This is a genomic window from Cobetia sp. 10Alg 146, assembly GCF_029846385.1.
GTDB lineage: Bacteria > Pseudomonadota > Gammaproteobacteria > Pseudomonadales > Halomonadaceae > Cobetia > Cobetia marina.
Genome location: NZ_JARWKT010000009.1, coordinates 20,652 through 36,016 on the forward strand (window position 1 = coordinate 20,652; position 15,365 = coordinate 36,016).

Below are 15,365 nucleotides of genomic sequence, written 5' to 3' on the forward strand. Positions count from 1 at the left end.
CTCAGAAGGGCCATGCTCAGAACAGAGTGGGTCAATACCAATGACAATGCCCGCCGTCCGCGAGCAAGGAGAATGACGATGATGATCGTGGAGCTGATTGATCACGAAGACTTTCGTGAGCGGCTGGTGGCACTGGGCGTGCAGATTTCCGAACATGCCTGCGCGGACACCTGTGCGCGCATGGCGTTGAGAAAGCATGTGGAAGTCGGGGTGCCCGGCTTGCAGGAGCTGGTGCGCGAGCTGGTGATGCACTCCGATATCCTGCTGCCTTCGGTGCGTCAGGCACTCGACAAGTACCTGCTGCCGGGGTTGCGCTGAAGCTTCCCCGCCACCGTCAATCCTCTGGGGCAATGATGCGGGATAGGTGAGTCACCAGAGTCACCAGAGTCACGAGAGCATCTTGAGCGGGCCTGTCATCAGACAGGCCCGCTCTGCGTTTCGGCCCGCTCAAGGCTGATCAGGCAGGTCGCTCAAGGCTGATCAGGCAGGTCGCTCAAGGCTGAAGAGACTGTCGGTGCGCGCATAATCGCTGCCGGCCATGCGCCCGATGGCGCGCAGCACCTCATTGTCGACATGGCGGCCATCCCAGACCTCGGGGTCTGCATGGACCACCACGACCTCGGCGAGCACCAGTGAGCCGGACAGGGGCTGGTCTCCCAGGTGGATGATGTCGCGGAGTCGGCAACCGAAGGCGATCGGCGCGCCGTCCACGCGGGGGACCTGCAGCGGCGGCATGGCTAGCTTGTTCAAACCGGCGTGGGCGAATTCATCCTCGCTGGCCGCGAGGCTGGCACTGGTGAGATTGAGTGCCTCGCTCATGGCCTCGCCCCCGATATGGATGACACATTCCGCCACCTGTTCGAGGTTGTCGAGAGTGTCCTTGGTATGCCCTTCGCCGTTGCGCAGCGGGCTGAAGGCCAGCACCGGTGGATTGACGCTTGCCACGGTGAAGAACGAGAACGGCGCCAGATTGGCATTGCCGGCGGTATCGATCGTCGAGACCCAGGCAATGGGCCGCGGCGCGATGCTGCCCGAGAACAGCCGATAGAGAATGCTGGCGGGTAGCTGGTCGGCGTCGAGCAGGGCATTGCTGGCGGAGGGGGGCTGGTCAGTCGTCATCGGGCGCTGCTCCATCGGGTAGATAGGTGCCCCTGGCAGGGAAGGGCGATGCGCAAGCGAGGTTCGACGTCGAGAAGCGGCGTCGAGAAGCGGCATCGGAAGTCAGGGCTCGTGATCGCCCAGCGGCGCTGCATCAGGGTCTCGAATCTCGTCTCGACATGCCGCCTGCTCCCTTGCGGCAAGGGGGTGAACAGCAGGATAGCGCGTGTCCCTGCAGGAACAAACCTCCAAGTCTCGTTGCGCCGCGGCATGCGTATCAATGATTCGGGAGGATAGTCTGTACGGGAAAAGGAAAGTGAAAAATCAGAAAGATCATTGGTGACATTTCTGGTGTGGTCAATTGTCGCATCCCTTGACCTGATGCTGAAACATGGTTCCTGAAATGCCATCACGGTCTTCAGACCTGGTGGCTCCGCAGGACTTTTCAGAGACTTGGCTGGCACTTGTGTGGTGTTTTTGTATCCACATGGTGTCTATTTGGTATTTATTTGTAAAATTTTTATGAAATGGCGCGAGGCGTCATCTGATGAAAAAAGACTGGATATGAACAAATGATGAGGACGAAGTCGCTGGATTGTGACAACGATTTCATCCATTCGTGCGGGAATGAAAAATGTCATGGTGAATCAATATAAGGAGAATTACGTCACGATTTCCAGAGCAGGATGGGAAATTATAATGGAACGAAGTGCGGCATTTTTTGCAATTGAGAGTGTGAAAAAGACGTCGGTGATCTCGGTCCGTCGGTAGACAGGCAGACAGGCGTCTCGATGTGACGAGGTGTTTCTGCCAGGCGGCACTCCTTGCGCGGGTGTCATTGCGCGCACTTCTTTGGATGAATATTGCTGTATTTATTGTTTTGTTGAAATTTTATGCTCTTGTCGTGCTTGGGGTTGGCGTTTCCCGTGGGGGCTCGGCGGTCGCTCGTGGACCTGGGAAGGCACGTGAGTCGGGAAATGGTCATCGCGCAATGCGGGGGTGGCCAGAGCCTTGTCGGCGGGAGGAGTCAGGGCACCTCGAAGGGAGGAAATACCGGATTGGCGTCTGGTCGCCCAAGTGACGCCGTGTTGCCTGTCAACATGATTGACGCCTTCGTCAGGTTCCTCGTTCAGTGGTCAGGGCATAACCCGAACGCGTGAGGGAGAGCATCGTCCTCTTCCGATGGTGATTGGCTGCGCGCGCGAGGGGAAATTGATCGGCAGGTGCGACTACCTGCGTCAGTGTGCCCCGTAGTCAGCCCCCCTGATTTTTCTCTATCCTGTGCCCCGCCTGCGGGAAATCCTCTGATTTCGTTCGAACGATCGACGGCTTCCTGTTGGTCATTTCTTCGAACGCTGTGTTCCACATGTGGGCTCGTCATGACGTCATGGCGTGTTCCAACGAGGTCGTGAGATGAGAAAAAGCCTAATGCGGGGGGCTCTGCGGGGACTCCCCATCCTCGCGGGATTGTTGATGCTGTCCGGCTGTGATGCCGTGCTCTTCGATCCCAAGGGACCCATCGGTGAATCCGAGAAGTCGCTGATTCTGACTGCTACCTACCTGATGCTCGTGGTCGTTGTCCCGGTCATCTTCATGACGCTGTGGTTTGCTTGGCGCTATCGCGATACCAAGCAGAGCAAGGCGACCTATACGCCCAACTGGGCGCATTCCACCAAGATCGAGATCGTGGTCTGGGGCATTCCGTGCCTGATCATCCTCGCGCTGGGCATCCTGACCTGGAAGAGCACGCATGAGCTGGACCCGCGTGCCGAGATCCAGGATGGCGGCGAGCCGATCGAGGTTCAGGTCGTGTCGATGGACTGGAAGTGGCTGTTCATCTATCCGGAGCAGGGCATCGCGACAGTCAATGAGCTGGCCATGCCGGTGGATCGCCAGGTGCGCTTCCACATCACCTCCGAGACCGTGATGAACTCGTTCTTCGTCCCGCAGCTCGGCAGCCAGATCTACGCGATGGCAGGCATGGAAAACCGCCTGCACCTGATCGGCAACGAAGTGGGTACCTATGACGGTATCTCTGCCAGCTACAGCGGCGCCGGCTTCGCTGACATGCACTTCAAGGCGCATGTGATGAGCGAAGGCGACTTCGACGCCTGGATCGAGAAAGCGCGTGGCAGCAGCAAGGTGCTGGATGACGCCGGCTACGAGGCACTCAAGGAGCCGAGCGAAGACGTGGCACCCACCTTCTATGGTCAGGTCAAGCCGAATCTGTACGAACAGATCATGGCGCCCTACATGGATGGCATGGAGCTGGGCATGGGTGACATGAAGATGGGGGGCAAGCATCACGGCGAGTCCGCCCACGACATGTCAGGCCATGACGCTGCCGGTCACGCTGAATCTGCGATGGCAACCGAGGAATAAGCAATGCTTGGAAAACTCACAATAGAGGCTGTTCCGTATCACGAGCCGATCGTCATGATCGTGCTTGCGGCGGTAATCCTCGGTGGTGCAGCCCTGTTCGGCTTCATCACGGTAAAGAAAAAGTGGGCCTACCTGTGGAATGAGTGGTTCACCTCTGTCGATCACAAGAAGATCGGCATGATGTACATCATCGTCGCACTGGTGATGCTGATTCGTGGTTTCTCCGATGCGATCATGATGCGTTCCCAGCAGATGCTGGCGTCCACCGGCGGTCACGGCTATCTGCCCCCGGATCACTACGACCAGATCTTCACTGCCCACGGCGTGATCATGATCTTCTTCGTGGCGATGCCGCTGGTCATCGGCCTGATCAACGTCGTCGTGCCGCTGCAGATCGGCGCACGTGACGTGGCGTTCCCGTTCCTGAACTCGCTGAGCTTCTGGCTGTTCGTGGTCGGCGCGCTGCTGGTCAACATCTCGCTGGGTCTGGGCGAGTTCGCCAAGACCGGCTGGCTGGCCTATCCGCCGTTGTCGGGGGCCAATTACAGTCCCGGGGTCGGGGTGGATTACTGGATCTGGTCATTGCAGATTTCCGGTGTCGGTACCCTGCTGACAGGTGTCAACTTCGTCGCCACCATCCTCAAGATGCGTGCGCCGGGCATGACCCTGATGAAAATGCCGGTCTTCACCTGGACCGCACTGTGCGCCAACGTCCTGATCATCGCGGCCTTCCCGATCCTGACCGCGACCATCGCGATGCTGACGCTCGACCGTTATCTTGATTTCCACTTCTTCACCAATGACCTTGGTGGAAACATGATGATGTACGTCAACCTCATCTGGGCCTGGGGCCATCCTGAGGTGTACATCCTGGTGTTGCCGGTCTTCGGTGTGTTCTCCGAAGTCATCTCCACCTTCTCCAAGAAGAAGCTGTTCGGTTACACCTCTCTGGTGTGGGCGACCATCGTCATCACGATCCTGTCGTTCGTCGTCTGGCTGCACCACTTCTTCACCATGGGTGCCGGCGCTGACGTGAATGCCTTCTTCGGTATCGCGACGATGATCATCTCGATCCCGACGGGCGTGAAGATCTTCAACTGGCTGTTCACCATGTACCGCGGTCGTGTCGAGATGACCTCTCCGGTGCTGTGGACCCTCGGCTTCATGGTCACCTTCACCATCGGTGGCATGACCGGTGTCCTGCTGGCCGTGCCGGGCGCCAACTACGTCCTGCACAACTCGCTGTTCCTGATCGCCCACTTCCACAACGTCATCATCGGCGGCGTGGTCTTCGGTGCGATGGCCGGTATCACTTACTGGTTCCCGAAAGCGACCGGCTTCATGCTGTGCGAGAAGTGGGGCAAGCGTTCCTTCTGGTTCTGGATCACTGGCTTCTACCTCGCCTTCATGCCGCTGTACATCCTCGGCTTCATGGGCATGACCCGTCGTCTGCAGCACGTCGACAACCCGTTGTGGGTGCCGTACCTGGTCGTCGCCTTCATCGGTGCCTGCCTGATCATGATCGGTATCGCGTGTACCGTGATCCAGATCGCGGTCAGCATCAAGGACCGCAAGAAGCTGCAGGACACCACTGGCGATATCTGGGGCGCGCGTACGCTGGAGTGGAGCACCACTTCACCGGCACCGTTCTACAACTTCGCTCACGAGCCGCAGGTCTCTGAACTCGACGAGTTCTGGGAAATGAAGGAACGCGGTATCGAGCAGGAGGCCAAGAAGCCTTATGCGCCGATCCACATGCCGCGCAACGCAGCGGCCGGTGTCATCATCTCCGCCTTCAGCCTGGTGTTCGGTTTCGCGCTGATCTGGCACATCTGGTGGATGGCCGTGGTCGGGCTGGTCGGCATGGCCGTCAGCTTCATCGTGCGCACCTTCAACTATGACATCGACTACTACGTGTCCGTCGAGGAAGTGGAGCGTGTCGAGCGCGAAGGTCGCGAGCGTCGTGCCCTGCCCAGCGCCCGCACACCTAACGACACAGTGGTTCAGGGGTAATCATGGCGAACAATGCAATGACATCTCATGATGGGGCGCACGACGCCCATGACGATCACGAGCATCACGATACCAATGGCCTGAAGGTCTTCGGTTTCTGGCTCTATCTGCTGAGCGACTGCATCCTGTTCGCGATGCTGTTCGCAGGCTATGTGGTACTCAGCCAGGCGTATGCCGGTGGCCCGACGGGCGCCGAGATCTTCGAGCTTGACTTCGTGCTGGTCGAGACCGCGCTGCTGTTGGCCTCGAGCTTCACCTACGGCCTGGCGATGCTGGGCATGAACCGCGGAGACAGCTCCGCGGTCATCAAGTGGCTGATGATCACCTTCGCCTGTGGTGCGGGCTTCATCGCGATGGAAATCTATGAGTTCCATCACCTGATCGTGAATGGCCATGGCCCGGACAAGTCCGCGTTCCTGTCAGCCTTCTTCACGCTGGTCGGTACCCACGGTCTGCACGTGACCGTCGGTCTGGTCTGGATGGCGCTGCTGATCATCCAGGTCAAGCAGAAAGGCCTGACGGAAATGCATCGTGGTCGTCTGATGATGCTCAGCCTGTTCTGGCACTTCCTGGACGTCATCTGGATCTGCGTCTTCACCGTCGTCTATCTCACAGGAGTGATGCTATGAGCCATTCCAACAACGACCACAACGACAATCACGGCAGCGTCAAGCAGTACGTGACCGGTCTGATCCTCTCCATCATCCTGACCATCATCCCGTTCGGGATGGTGATGATGATGGACGATCCGGGTGTCGGCGTGATCTGGGCCATCTACGGCTTCGCCATCGCTCAGGTCTTCGTGCAGCTGTACTTCTTCCTGCACCTGGACGGCTCCAAGGAGCAGAGCTGGAATGTCATGGCCATGCTGTTCACCCTGGTGATCGTGGCAATCGTCGTTGGTGGTTCCATGTGGATCATGATCGAGCTGAATCAGAACATGATGCCCATCTGATAGCGTGAGCCTGATGATCAAGGACTACCTGCGTACCACCAAGCCGGGCATTATCTTCGGCAACCTGATCACCGTCAGCGGCGGCTTCTTTCTCGCTTCCGGTGGTGAGGTGGATTGGGCGCTGTTCATCGCCACCCTGGTCGGGGTGGCGTTGATCGTGGCCTCAGGCTGTGTGTTCAACAACTGCATCGATCGCGACATCGATCGTCACATGGCGCGTACCCAGGGCCGTGCTCTGGTGCAGGGCGACATCTCGCTGACGGGGGCTTTCGTCTTCGGCAGCGTGCTGGGCCTTGCGGGCTTCTGGCTTCTGGCCGCGATGACCAATCTCATGGCGATGATCGCCGTGGGTCTGGGCTTCGTGATCTACGTCGGGGCCTACAGCATGTGGCTCAAGCGTGGCTCGGTGTATGGCACCCTCATCGGTTCACTGTCCGGCGCCGCGCCGCCAGTGGTCGGTTACCTGGCTGTCACCGGCCAGGCGGACATGGGGGCGCTGCTGCTGTTGATCATCTTCAGCATGTGGCAGATGCCGCATTCCTATGCGATTGCCATGTTCCGTGTCGATGACTATCGGGCCGCCAATATTCCGGTACTCCCGGTAGCGCGAGGCATGGAGCATGCCAAGCGTGTAGTGACGGGGTACATTGCCGGCTTCATCCCGGTGTCGCTGTTGCTGACACTGTGGGGATATACCGGCATCTGGTATCTGGTAGTCGCGACCGTCACGGGTGGCTGGTGGCTGTATCTGGCCGCCTGGCGCCTCAAGGATCAGCCTGATGCCTCCTGGGCACGCAAGCTGTTCGGCTTCTCCATCATCATCGTCATGGCGCTCAGCCTGATGATGAGTCTGGACACGCAGCTGTAATCCAGCCGTAGTATCTCTCGGGTGACCGCCTTCGGCGTGTTGCCCGGGTGAAAGCCAAAAAAAACCCGCCACCGGCTTGCCGGTGGCGGGTTTTTTCTTGCCTGTCCTTTGGAGTCCAGGTTTCGAGGACTCAAGGAATCCAGGACTCAAGCCCTCAGGCCAGCTGCAGATGCGGCTCCTGCTGTTCCTTGAGCGCTTCCTGCATGCGCTCGGCATACCAGTCGACGAAGTCGACGACGCCGAACTCGAAGGTCGCCGAGTAGGGGCCGGGCTGATAGGCGCTGGAGTTGACGCCGCGCTGGTTCTCTTCCACCAGCTGACGGTCCTGATCATTGGTGGCGTCCCACACCTTGCGCAGCTTCGCCAGGTCGTAGTCGACCCCTTCCACCGCGTCCTTGTGCACCAGCCACTTGGTGGTCACGCGGGTCTTGAGGGGGCCGATCGGGTCGACCTGGAAGACCACGGCGTGATCGCCCATGAAGTGGTTCCAGGAGTTGGGCAGGTTGAGGATTCGCAGCGAGCCCATGTCGGGGCTCTGCAGGCGACCCAGCAGCTTCTTGCACGCCGGCGTGCCGTCCGTGGTCATCGAGACGGTGCCTTCCAGCAGCGGCGTGCGCGTCATGCGATTGCGGCGACCGAAGCGCACCAGCTGATAGGGCACCTTCTCGGCATCCCAGTCGGCCTGCTTCTTGGCGACCAGCGCCTTGTAGGCTTCGGTGGCACGCGGGTCATCCGTGTCATCGAATTCCTGCAGGGTGTTGAGCAGCTCCGGGTGGGAGCCGTCGCAGTGATAGCACTCGCGATTGTTCTCGATCACCAGCTTCCAGTTGCCTTCCTCGATGATGGAGGAGCTGGCCGCGACCTTGACGTTCTCCATGTCGTAGGGCTTGAGGTAGAACTCCAGTGTCTTGAAGAACGGCTCACAATTCTCGGGCTGCTCGGCGAGGTTGATGAACAGCATGCCGCCGGCTGAACGCACGTGGACGGGGTGCAGGCCGTAGTCACTGGTATCGAAGGTGGTGCCCATGTCGGAACCGGCGAACAGCAGACGGCCATCCAGTTCATAGGTCCACTTGTGATAGCCGCACACCAGCTTGGCGACCTTGCCGCGCTCGGTGCTGCACAGGCGAGACCCGCGATGGCGACAGACGTTATGGAAGGCATGGATGGCCCCGTTGTCACCGCGCACGATGATGATCGGGCTGTTGCCCACGTCCATGGTCATGAAGTTGCCCTTGAGCGGGATCTCGCTGCCGAGACCGGCAAACAGCCACTCGCGCTCGAAGATCTCCTTCATGTCGAGATCGAACAGGCGCTGATCATTGTAGAAGGGCTGGGGCAGGGTATAGCCGGGACTGCGGGCCTGTAGAAGCCGCGCGGCGGCCTCGCGTACCGCCTGACGCTGCTGGTCCTGAGCGTGTTCCAATAGATCGCTCATCGCGATGTCCTCGCACGGTCGGTAGGCGCCGGGAGCAGGGTCGCCTTGGGTTGAGTGAATGTGCTGATCATTGTTGTTGTGAAGCCGGGACAGAGGAAACGAGTGAACAGACCATTGCCGGGCAGCACCGCGGCAGACATCAGCGCACCTATGAGTCAGCGCACCTATGAGTCAGCGCACCTATGAATGAGTGCCGATGCATCGCGCGGTGCGTCGTCCTGTCCTGGTCGGTTCGGGTGTCGAGGGCGGCGCAGGTAGAGAGGCCGCTCGCTCAACAGGATAGTCAGCGTGGAAGTTCAGGCAGCCCGCATGATATCCGAGTGGCTTTGCCACGCATGGATCGCAGTGTGGCTGAGGTCAAGTCGCGACTTGTGTCTGATGGCGACGCTCAATGATGTATTTCCGACGCCGGTCGTCTGCGCAGGGTCTTCGAGGCACAGGCAGGTGCAGCGGTGAGGCGGGGGCAGGGCACTGCGGGGTCGTGATTGGAGGGATCGGGCATGTTTCTGTCGTGCACGGATAAATGCTTGCCGGACGCTGACTCGACAATCCAGAGCATGTCCCACCGTTGGTCGCGCACGCAGCGCAGGGTGGCCTGACACTGTCTCTTCAAGAACTGACACTGCCCCTTCAAGAACATGTCTCCAAGAACAACATGCCCAGCGAGGCCTTCATGAGCACCACACTCAGCAACTTCAATCCGGTTACGACGCAGACCTGGACCAACGGTCGACATAGCGTGCGCTGCGTGAAGGTCATTCAGGAAACCTGGGATGTGCGCACCTTCTGTTTCATGGCCGAACAGCCGGTGATGTTCTTCTTCAAGCCGGGGCAGTTCGTGACCTTGGAGCTGGAGATCGATGCGCAGCAGATCATGCGCTCCTACACCATTTCCAGCTCGCCGTCGGTGCCCTACAGCTTCTCGATCACCGTCAAGCGCGTGCCGGGCGGACTGGTCTCCAACTGGCTGCATGACAATCTGAACGAAGGTGACGAGCTGGCCGTGCACGGCCCGGTGGGCAACTTCAACTGCATCGACTATCCGGCGGAACGCATCCTGATGCTGTCAGGCGGGGTTGGCATCACGCCGCTGATGTCGATGGCCCGCTGGTACTTCGACACCAATGCCAACGTGGACATCGCCTTCTTGCACAGCGCCCGCAGCCCGCGCGACATCATCTTCTGGCGTCAGCTCGAGTTCATGGATTCGCGGGTGCCGGAATTCAACATGCACATCATCTGCGAGCGCTTCGAGACCGGTCAGACCTGGTCGGGCTATCGCGGCTATCTGACCGACGCGATGCTCGAGATGATCGCGCCGGACTTCATGGAGCGCGAGATCTTCTGCTGCGGCCCGACCCCCTACATGAATGCGATCAAGCATCTGCTTCGCAGCCATGGCTTCGACATGAGTCGCTACCACGAGGAGTCCTTCGGGGCCACGCCGGTGGAGGTCGAGGAAGAGGCCATCGAGCAGGCCGAGCAGGCGGAAGTGCTGGCCGATGAGCTGGACCGCGCCGACCTGACGCGCGTCGAGTTCGCCACGACCGGCAAGTCGGTGCAGATCGCCCCGGGCGAGACCGTCCACGCCGCCGCCGCCAAGCTCGGCCTGCATATTCCGAAGGCCTGCGGCATGGGCATCTGCGGCACCTGCCGCGTGCAGAAGGTCTCCGGGGAGGTCGCGATGGAGCACAACGGCGGCATCACCGATGAAGACGTCGCGGATGGCTTCATCCTGTCCTGCTGCAGCGTGCCCAATGGGGATGTGGTGATCGATTACTGATCTCGCCCTCTCTCGCCGGCAAGATGACAGTGGTGACAGGGTTGAGGAGAGGTGAATGAATCTCGTGCAAGTGCTTGGCAGAAAGTCGTAGACGATGTCGCATTCAGGGAGGTAGATGCCGCTGTCAGCCATCTGGAGCGGCGTCAGTCGATTAGCGTGGGGGTACAACAAGTACAACTGGCTAATGGAGCAATACCTCATGACTCGTGATGTTGATGCACCGCAACGCCCCTCTCTGCCCATGGCCAGCCTGCCGATTCTGGCAACCCTGGCCGTGCTGGCCCTGCAACTCTTCGTCTTTGGCGAATTCACTCCTCACGTGCCGCTGATCTGTGGTGTCGCCATGACGGCGCTGGTCGGTTGGAAGCTGGGGCACGGCTGGTCGGCGATGGAAGAGGGCATGATGCGCATCGTGCGTGTCGGCCTGCCCTCCATCGCCATCCTCATTCTTGTCGGCATGACGGTCGGGGTGTGGATCGCCTCGGGCAGCGTGCCGATGATCATCTATTACGGGCTCAAGCTGATCTCGCCGGAATACTTCCTCGCGACGGCGATGCTGCTGTGCTCGGTGGTCTCGGTCACGCTCGGCACCAGCTGGGGCACCGTGGGTACCGTGGGGCTGGCCTTGATGGGCATCGGCGCCGGTTTCGGCATCCCACCGTGGTGGACGGCCGGTGCCGTGGTCTCCGGGGCCTTCTTCGGCGACAAGGTCTCTCCCCTGTCGGACACCACCAACCTCGCTCCCGCCGTCACCGGGGTGAATCTGTTCGCCCACATCCGCAACATGATGCCCACCACGATCCCCTCGATGCTGATCGCCCTGGTGATCTACCTGGTCGCCGGCAACCTGCTCGCCGCCGGGCAGACACTGGATCTCGAACGCATCACCGCGATTACCCAGGGCCTGGACGGGGCCTTCGAATTCAATCTGTGGGTGCTGGTGCCGCCGCTGCTGGTGATGACACTGGCCATCGCCCGTATGCCGGCGTTGCCGGCGCTGTTCGTCGGGGTGCTGGCCGGGGCGGTAGTGGCCTATGGTGTCCAGGGCGAGGCCATCAAGGCGCTGTTCGGTTACATGCAGAGTGGCTACACCCTGAATACCGGCGTCAGCGAGATCGACAGCCTGCTCAATCGCGGCGGCCTCATGTCGATGGCCTGGGTCATCCTGCTGGTGATGATCGCACTGGCCTTCGGCGGGATGCTGGAAGTGATCGGCTGTCTCGAAGCGCTGTGCGCCGCCGTGCTGGTCAAGGTGCGCGGCATCTTCGGGCTGCAGGTCGCGGCCAGTTCCACTGCCGCGCTGACCAACGTCATCGCGGGCGACCCCTACCTCTCGATCGCCTTGCCGGGACGCATGTACGCACCGATCTTCCGTGGCGAAGGCTACTCGACCCTCAATCTGTCCCGCTCTCTGGAAGAGGGTGGCACGCTGGTCTCGCCGCTGGTGCCCTGGAATGCCAGTGGCGCCGTGGTCATCAGTTCGCTGGGGCTGATCACCAGTGGTGGCAGTCTCGAGGGGCTGCTCTACATTCCGCTGGCCTTCGCCTGCTGGTTATCGCCGCTGATCGGGCTGCTTTACACCCTGGCGGGACGCTTCATCGTTCGCGCCGACGATGCCGAGCGCGTCGAATGGGCGGACAAGGGCCATGCCGTGGTCTCCCTGGTGCAACTGCGGGACACGACACGGCAGACCGCACAGGCGGGACGACCGCTGCAGGCGCACGGTTGAGCGCCTCAAGCATGAGGGTTCTACGACTTCATGCTCAGGTTCATGAGCAAGTCGACTCGCGCAGGATGACGGCACAAACCATCTGGAGGAAGTGCCGGCCTCGAGACTACGCTTCAGGTGTTGCCGACAGGAAGCCTGCTGGCTGTCAGGAAGGTCGTTGCGGGGTGCCCGCAAGCGCGATCCCCGTATCGTGCACCAGAGACCGACACTTCCTCTGCCAGCTTCCAGCTGCAGATCGAGAGCGGAAGACATCCTGAACGATGCGTGATGGCCACTCCCGTCACGGGAAAATCGGAAGAAAGGGCAATGTCTCATCAAGGGAACGGTTCACTGCCCCCAGGCTGAGAGGCAGTGACGGACGACTAGAACAGCCGGCAGAACAGGAAAGTTTCGCACTGCGGGAGCACGACGCATGCCTGGGCATGTGGAGATGGGCTCCCGCGGTGCGGCTACTTTCTGCAGGAAGATACCCACGACCACGCATGCCTCGGCCTGCGTGGTTTTTTCATGCGCCGAGCAAGCGCCGGGGCGTGCCCGGCAGGCATCACTGCCCCATCTCGGCCCCCAGCACGGCGAGCAGCGCCGGCAGGTAGAGGAAGGCCGCCAGGGTCGAGCAGAAGACCAGCGTGGCCACGTATTCCGGCTCGCGGCCTGCCTTCTGGGCAAACATGTAGTTGTAGACCGCCACCGGCATGGCCATCTGCATCACCAGCACGTGCAACGCCAGCGGCGGCAGCTCCAGCAGCGTGCCGATCCCCCAGGCGCAGGCGGCGGCGAAGGGGATGCGCAGGGCGCTGAAGCCCACGCCTGCCGCCAGATTCCTGACGCGGATACTGGCCAGCGAGACGCCAAGGGTGATCAGCATCAGCGGCACGGTGAAGCCGGAGATCAGCTCCAGGCTGTTGGCCACGAAGCGCGGCATGTGGATGTCGCTGAGCAGCAGGGTGGTGGCGAGGATACTGGCCCAGATGGTCGGGGATCGCACGACGCTGCGCAGCGGGTTGCCGCTGGTGCTGGCAAGCCAGGCACCGAGCGTGAACTGCAGAAGCGACATGGTGACCATGATGGTGATGGCGTAGGCGAAGCCGGCCTGGCCGAAGGCATACAGGGACACGGGCAGGCCCATGTTGCCGACGTTGGAGAACAGCAGCGGGGCTACCGCGACCTTCCACGGCTTGCCGATCAGGCGGGAGAACGGCCAGCTCAGGGCCAGCAGCAGCGCCATTACCGTGAGGGTCGCCAGGCCCGTGCGCAGGAAGCTGGAATTGTCGATCTCGGCACTGCCCAACGCGTTGAGAATCAGTGCCGGTGTGCCGATGTAGAGCACCAGCCGGGTGACGAAGGCCATGGGGTATTCATTGCCCAGGCGCACCCAGAAGAAGCCGATGGCGGCGCCACACAGCACCGGAGCCATCACCGCCAGCAGTTCCATCAACATGCCACCTTCCTCCTTGTCTTCCCGTATCGCCCTGAGCGCGACAGCCCTTGCTGTCTGCGTATCTTCGCATATGCCTGTCGCTAGCATACCTGCCTTGTGGCGCCAGCCCGAGTCGCAACTGCGCAGGCATGTCGCATTCGCACTGCACGGTGACGCTGACAAGCAGCCTGCCCGTCAGGGGCGGGGCTAGTATCGGAGCACATCTGCAAGGTTTGACCTGCCGGGTCCTCATGACCCCTCTGCATTTCCAACGACAACATCCGATAACCGGAGGCGCGCAATGTCTCAGCAACATGGCTACACCCGTGATGACCGACTGGCCAGACTCGATCCCGCTCTGGCCGAGGCCATCCTCGAAGAGACAGCGCGTCAGGAAGCGCATATCGAGCTGATCGCTTCCGAGAACTATGCAAGCCCGCTGGTGATGGAAGCCCAGGGCAGCCAGCTGACCAACAAGTACGCCGAAGGGTATCCGGGCAAGCGCTACTACGGTGGCTGCGAATTCGTCGACAAGGTCGAGACACTGGCCATCGAACGTGCCTGTGCGCTGTTCGGCTGTGACTACGCCAACGTGCAGCCGCACTCCGGTGCCCAGGCCAATGCCGCCGTGTTCATGGCGCTGGTCTCGCCGGGCGACACCATTCTCGGCATGAGCCTGGCGCATGGCGGTCACCTGACCCACGGTGCCGCCCCCAACTTCTCCGGCAAGCACTACAACGCCATCCAGTACGGCCTGACCGAAAGCGGCGAGCTGGACTACGAGGAAATGGAGCGTCTGGCGCGCGAGCACAAGCCGAAGATGATCATCGCCGGCTTCTCCGCCTACTCGCGCGTGGTCAACTGGCGTCGTTTCCGCGACATCGCCGACGAGATCGGTGCCTGGCTGATGGTCGACATGGCCCACGTGGCCGGTCTGGTCGCGGCGGGTCACTACCCGAGCCCGATCCCCCACGCCCATGTCGTCACCACCACCACGCACAAGACCCTGCGCGGCCCGCGTGGCGGCCTGATTCTCTCCGCCACCGGCGACGAGGCACTGTACAAGAAGCTCAATGGTGCCGTCTTCCCGGGTCAGCAGGGCGGCCCGCTGATGCACGTCATCGCTGCCAAGGCTGCGGCCTTCAAGGAGGCGATGAGCCAGGACTTCGTCAGCTATCAGGCGCGCGTGATCGCCAATGCTCGCGTGATGGCTCACGTCTTCATGGAGCGCGGCTATGACGTCGTCTCCGGTGGCACCGATGACCACCTGTTCCTCGTCTCGCTGATCCGTCAGGGCGTGACCGGTAAGGACGCGGATGCCTCTCTGGGTCGCGCCCACATCACCGTCAACAAGAACAGCGTGCCGAATGATCCGCAGAGTCCCTTCGTGACCTCCGGCCTGCGCATCGGCACACCGGCCGCCACCACGCGCGGCTTCGGCGAGGCGGAATGCGAGGCGCTGGCCGGCTGGATCTGTGACCTGCTCGACGCGCTGTCCAGCGGCGAGAGCGACAAGGTCGAGGCTGAAGTGCGCGGCAAGGTCGAGGAAGTCTGTGCACGTTTCCCGGTCTACGCCTCCGCCAGCATCACTGATACCGCCGAGATTGCCTGAACAGGGCGCTGGCGAGAGACAACGATAACCACGACACATGCCGCAAGCGCAGAGACATCACTCGGGTGAC

General features: G+C 61.1%; 12 protein-coding genes. 9 read left to right on the forward strand and 3 right to left on the reverse strand.

The window, feature by feature from the left end:
- The first annotated feature begins 78 nt into the window (after positions 1-78).
- A complete protein-coding gene (locus QD172_RS14700; protein ID WP_077379069.1) occupies positions 79-318 on the forward strand; it encodes a hypothetical protein in 240 nt (79 codons plus the stop codon).
- A gap of 162 nt (positions 319-480) precedes the next feature.
- Here the strand turns inward: QD172_RS14700 and QD172_RS14705 are convergent, their stop codons facing one another.
- Complete coding sequence (locus QD172_RS14705) at positions 481-1,119, reverse strand: flavin reductase family protein (RefSeq protein WP_279856150.1); 639 nt, start codon at positions 1,117-1,119, stop codon at positions 481-483.
- Positions 1,120-2,511: 1,392 nt separating this feature from the next.
- Here QD172_RS14705 and cyoA point away from each other — a divergent pair.
- From cyoA to cyoE, 5 genes are read left to right on the forward strand one after another with little or no spacing between them, the layout of a single operon-like run.
- The gene (cyoA, locus tag QD172_RS14710; RefSeq protein WP_077379075.1) at positions 2,512-3,480 is read left to right on the forward strand and encodes a ubiquinol oxidase subunit II; all 969 of its coding nucleotides are present in this window, start codon (positions 2,512-2,514) and stop codon (positions 3,478-3,480) included.
- Between the two features lie 3 nt (positions 3,481-3,483).
- Positions 3,484-5,493, forward strand: a complete 2,010-nt coding sequence (gene cyoB, locus QD172_RS14715; RefSeq protein WP_136939036.1) for a cytochrome o ubiquinol oxidase subunit I — start codon at positions 3,484-3,486, stop codon at positions 5,491-5,493.
- Positions 5,494-5,495: 2 nt separating this feature from the next.
- Complete coding sequence (gene cyoC, locus QD172_RS14720; protein WP_077379079.1) at positions 5,496-6,122, forward strand: cytochrome o ubiquinol oxidase subunit III; 627 nt, start codon at positions 5,496-5,498, stop codon at positions 6,120-6,122.
- Positions 6,119-6,448, forward strand: a complete 330-nt coding sequence (gene cyoD, locus QD172_RS14725; protein ID WP_054555337.1) for a cytochrome o ubiquinol oxidase subunit IV — start codon at positions 6,119-6,121, stop codon at positions 6,446-6,448. The genes cyoC and cyoD overlap by 4 nt, the downstream gene beginning before the upstream one ends.
- Positions 6,449-6,461: 13 nt before the next feature.
- Positions 6,462-7,316: a heme o synthase gene (cyoE, locus tag QD172_RS14730; RefSeq protein ID WP_084209346.1), complete on the forward strand. Its 855-nt coding sequence runs from the start codon at positions 6,462-6,464 to the stop codon at positions 7,314-7,316.
- Positions 7,317-7,470: 154 nt separating this feature from the next.
- Here the strand turns inward: cyoE and QD172_RS14735 are convergent, their stop codons facing one another.
- Positions 7,471-8,754, reverse strand: coding sequence for an aromatic ring-hydroxylating dioxygenase subunit alpha (locus QD172_RS14735; RefSeq protein WP_077379084.1), 1,284 nt, complete (start codon positions 8,752-8,754; stop codon positions 7,471-7,473).
- Positions 8,755-9,427: 673 nt separating this feature from the next.
- On the opposite strand from QD172_RS14735, the gene QD172_RS14740 reads away from it, so the two are divergent.
- Complete coding sequence (locus tag QD172_RS14740) at positions 9,428-10,537, forward strand: hybrid-cluster NAD(P)-dependent oxidoreductase (protein ID WP_077379384.1); 1,110 nt, start codon at positions 9,428-9,430, stop codon at positions 10,535-10,537.
- Between the two features lie 199 nt (positions 10,538-10,736).
- Positions 10,737-12,266 (forward strand): Na+/H+ antiporter NhaC, encoded by a 1,530-nt coding sequence (nhaC, locus tag QD172_RS14745; protein ID WP_279856151.1) that lies wholly within the window; start codon positions 10,737-10,739, stop codon positions 12,264-12,266.
- 544 nt (positions 12,267-12,810) lie between these two features.
- Here the strand turns inward: nhaC and QD172_RS14750 are convergent.
- Positions 12,811-13,704, reverse strand: coding sequence for an AEC family transporter (locus QD172_RS14750; RefSeq protein WP_084209344.1), 894 nt, complete (start codon positions 13,702-13,704; stop codon positions 12,811-12,813).
- A 280-nt stretch (positions 13,705-13,984) separates the two neighbouring features.
- Here QD172_RS14750 and glyA point away from each other — a divergent pair, with 280 nt between their 5' ends.
- A complete protein-coding gene (gene glyA, locus QD172_RS14755; RefSeq protein ID WP_077379135.1) occupies positions 13,985-15,295 on the forward strand; it encodes a serine hydroxymethyltransferase in 1,311 nt (436 codons plus the stop codon).
- Positions 15,296-15,365: the final 70 nt, after the last annotated feature.

Bases quoted from the DNA above. Each gene is read 5' to 3' on its own strand.
- cyoB (WP_136939036.1), top strand. From the start codon at position 3,484: ATGCTTGGAAAACTCACAATAGAGGCTGTTCCGTATCACGAGCCGATC.
- cyoC (WP_077379079.1), top strand. From the start codon at position 5,496: ATGGCGAACAATGCAATGACATCTCATGATGGGGCGCACGACGCCCAT.
- QD172_RS14705 (WP_279856150.1), bottom strand. From the start codon at position 1,119: ATGACGACTGACCAGCCCCCCTCCGCCAGCAATGCCCTGCTCGACGCC.
- QD172_RS14740 (WP_077379384.1), top strand. From the start codon at position 9,428: ATGAGCACCACACTCAGCAACTTCAATCCGGTTACGACGCAGACCTGG.
- nhaC (WP_279856151.1), top strand. From the start codon at position 10,737: ATGACTCGTGATGTTGATGCACCGCAACGCCCCTCTCTGCCCATGGCC.
- QD172_RS14750 (WP_084209344.1), bottom strand. From the start codon at position 13,704: ATGTTGATGGAACTGCTGGCGGTGATGGCTCCGGTGCTGTGTGGCGCC.
- glyA (WP_077379135.1), top strand. From the start codon at position 13,985: ATGTCTCAGCAACATGGCTACACCCGTGATGACCGACTGGCCAGACTC.
- QD172_RS14735 (WP_077379084.1), bottom strand. From the start codon at position 8,754: ATGAGCGATCTATTGGAACACGCTCAGGACCAGCAGCGTCAGGCGGTA.
- cyoD (WP_054555337.1), top strand. From the start codon at position 6,119: ATGAGCCATTCCAACAACGACCACAACGACAATCACGGCAGCGTCAAG.
- cyoA (WP_077379075.1), top strand. From the start codon at position 2,512: ATGAGAAAAAGCCTAATGCGGGGGGCTCTGCGGGGACTCCCCATCCTC.
- QD172_RS14700 (WP_077379069.1), top strand. From the start codon at position 79: ATGATGATCGTGGAGCTGATTGATCACGAAGACTTTCGTGAGCGGCTG.
- cyoE (WP_084209346.1), top strand. From the start codon at position 6,462: ATGATCAAGGACTACCTGCGTACCACCAAGCCGGGCATTATCTTCGGC.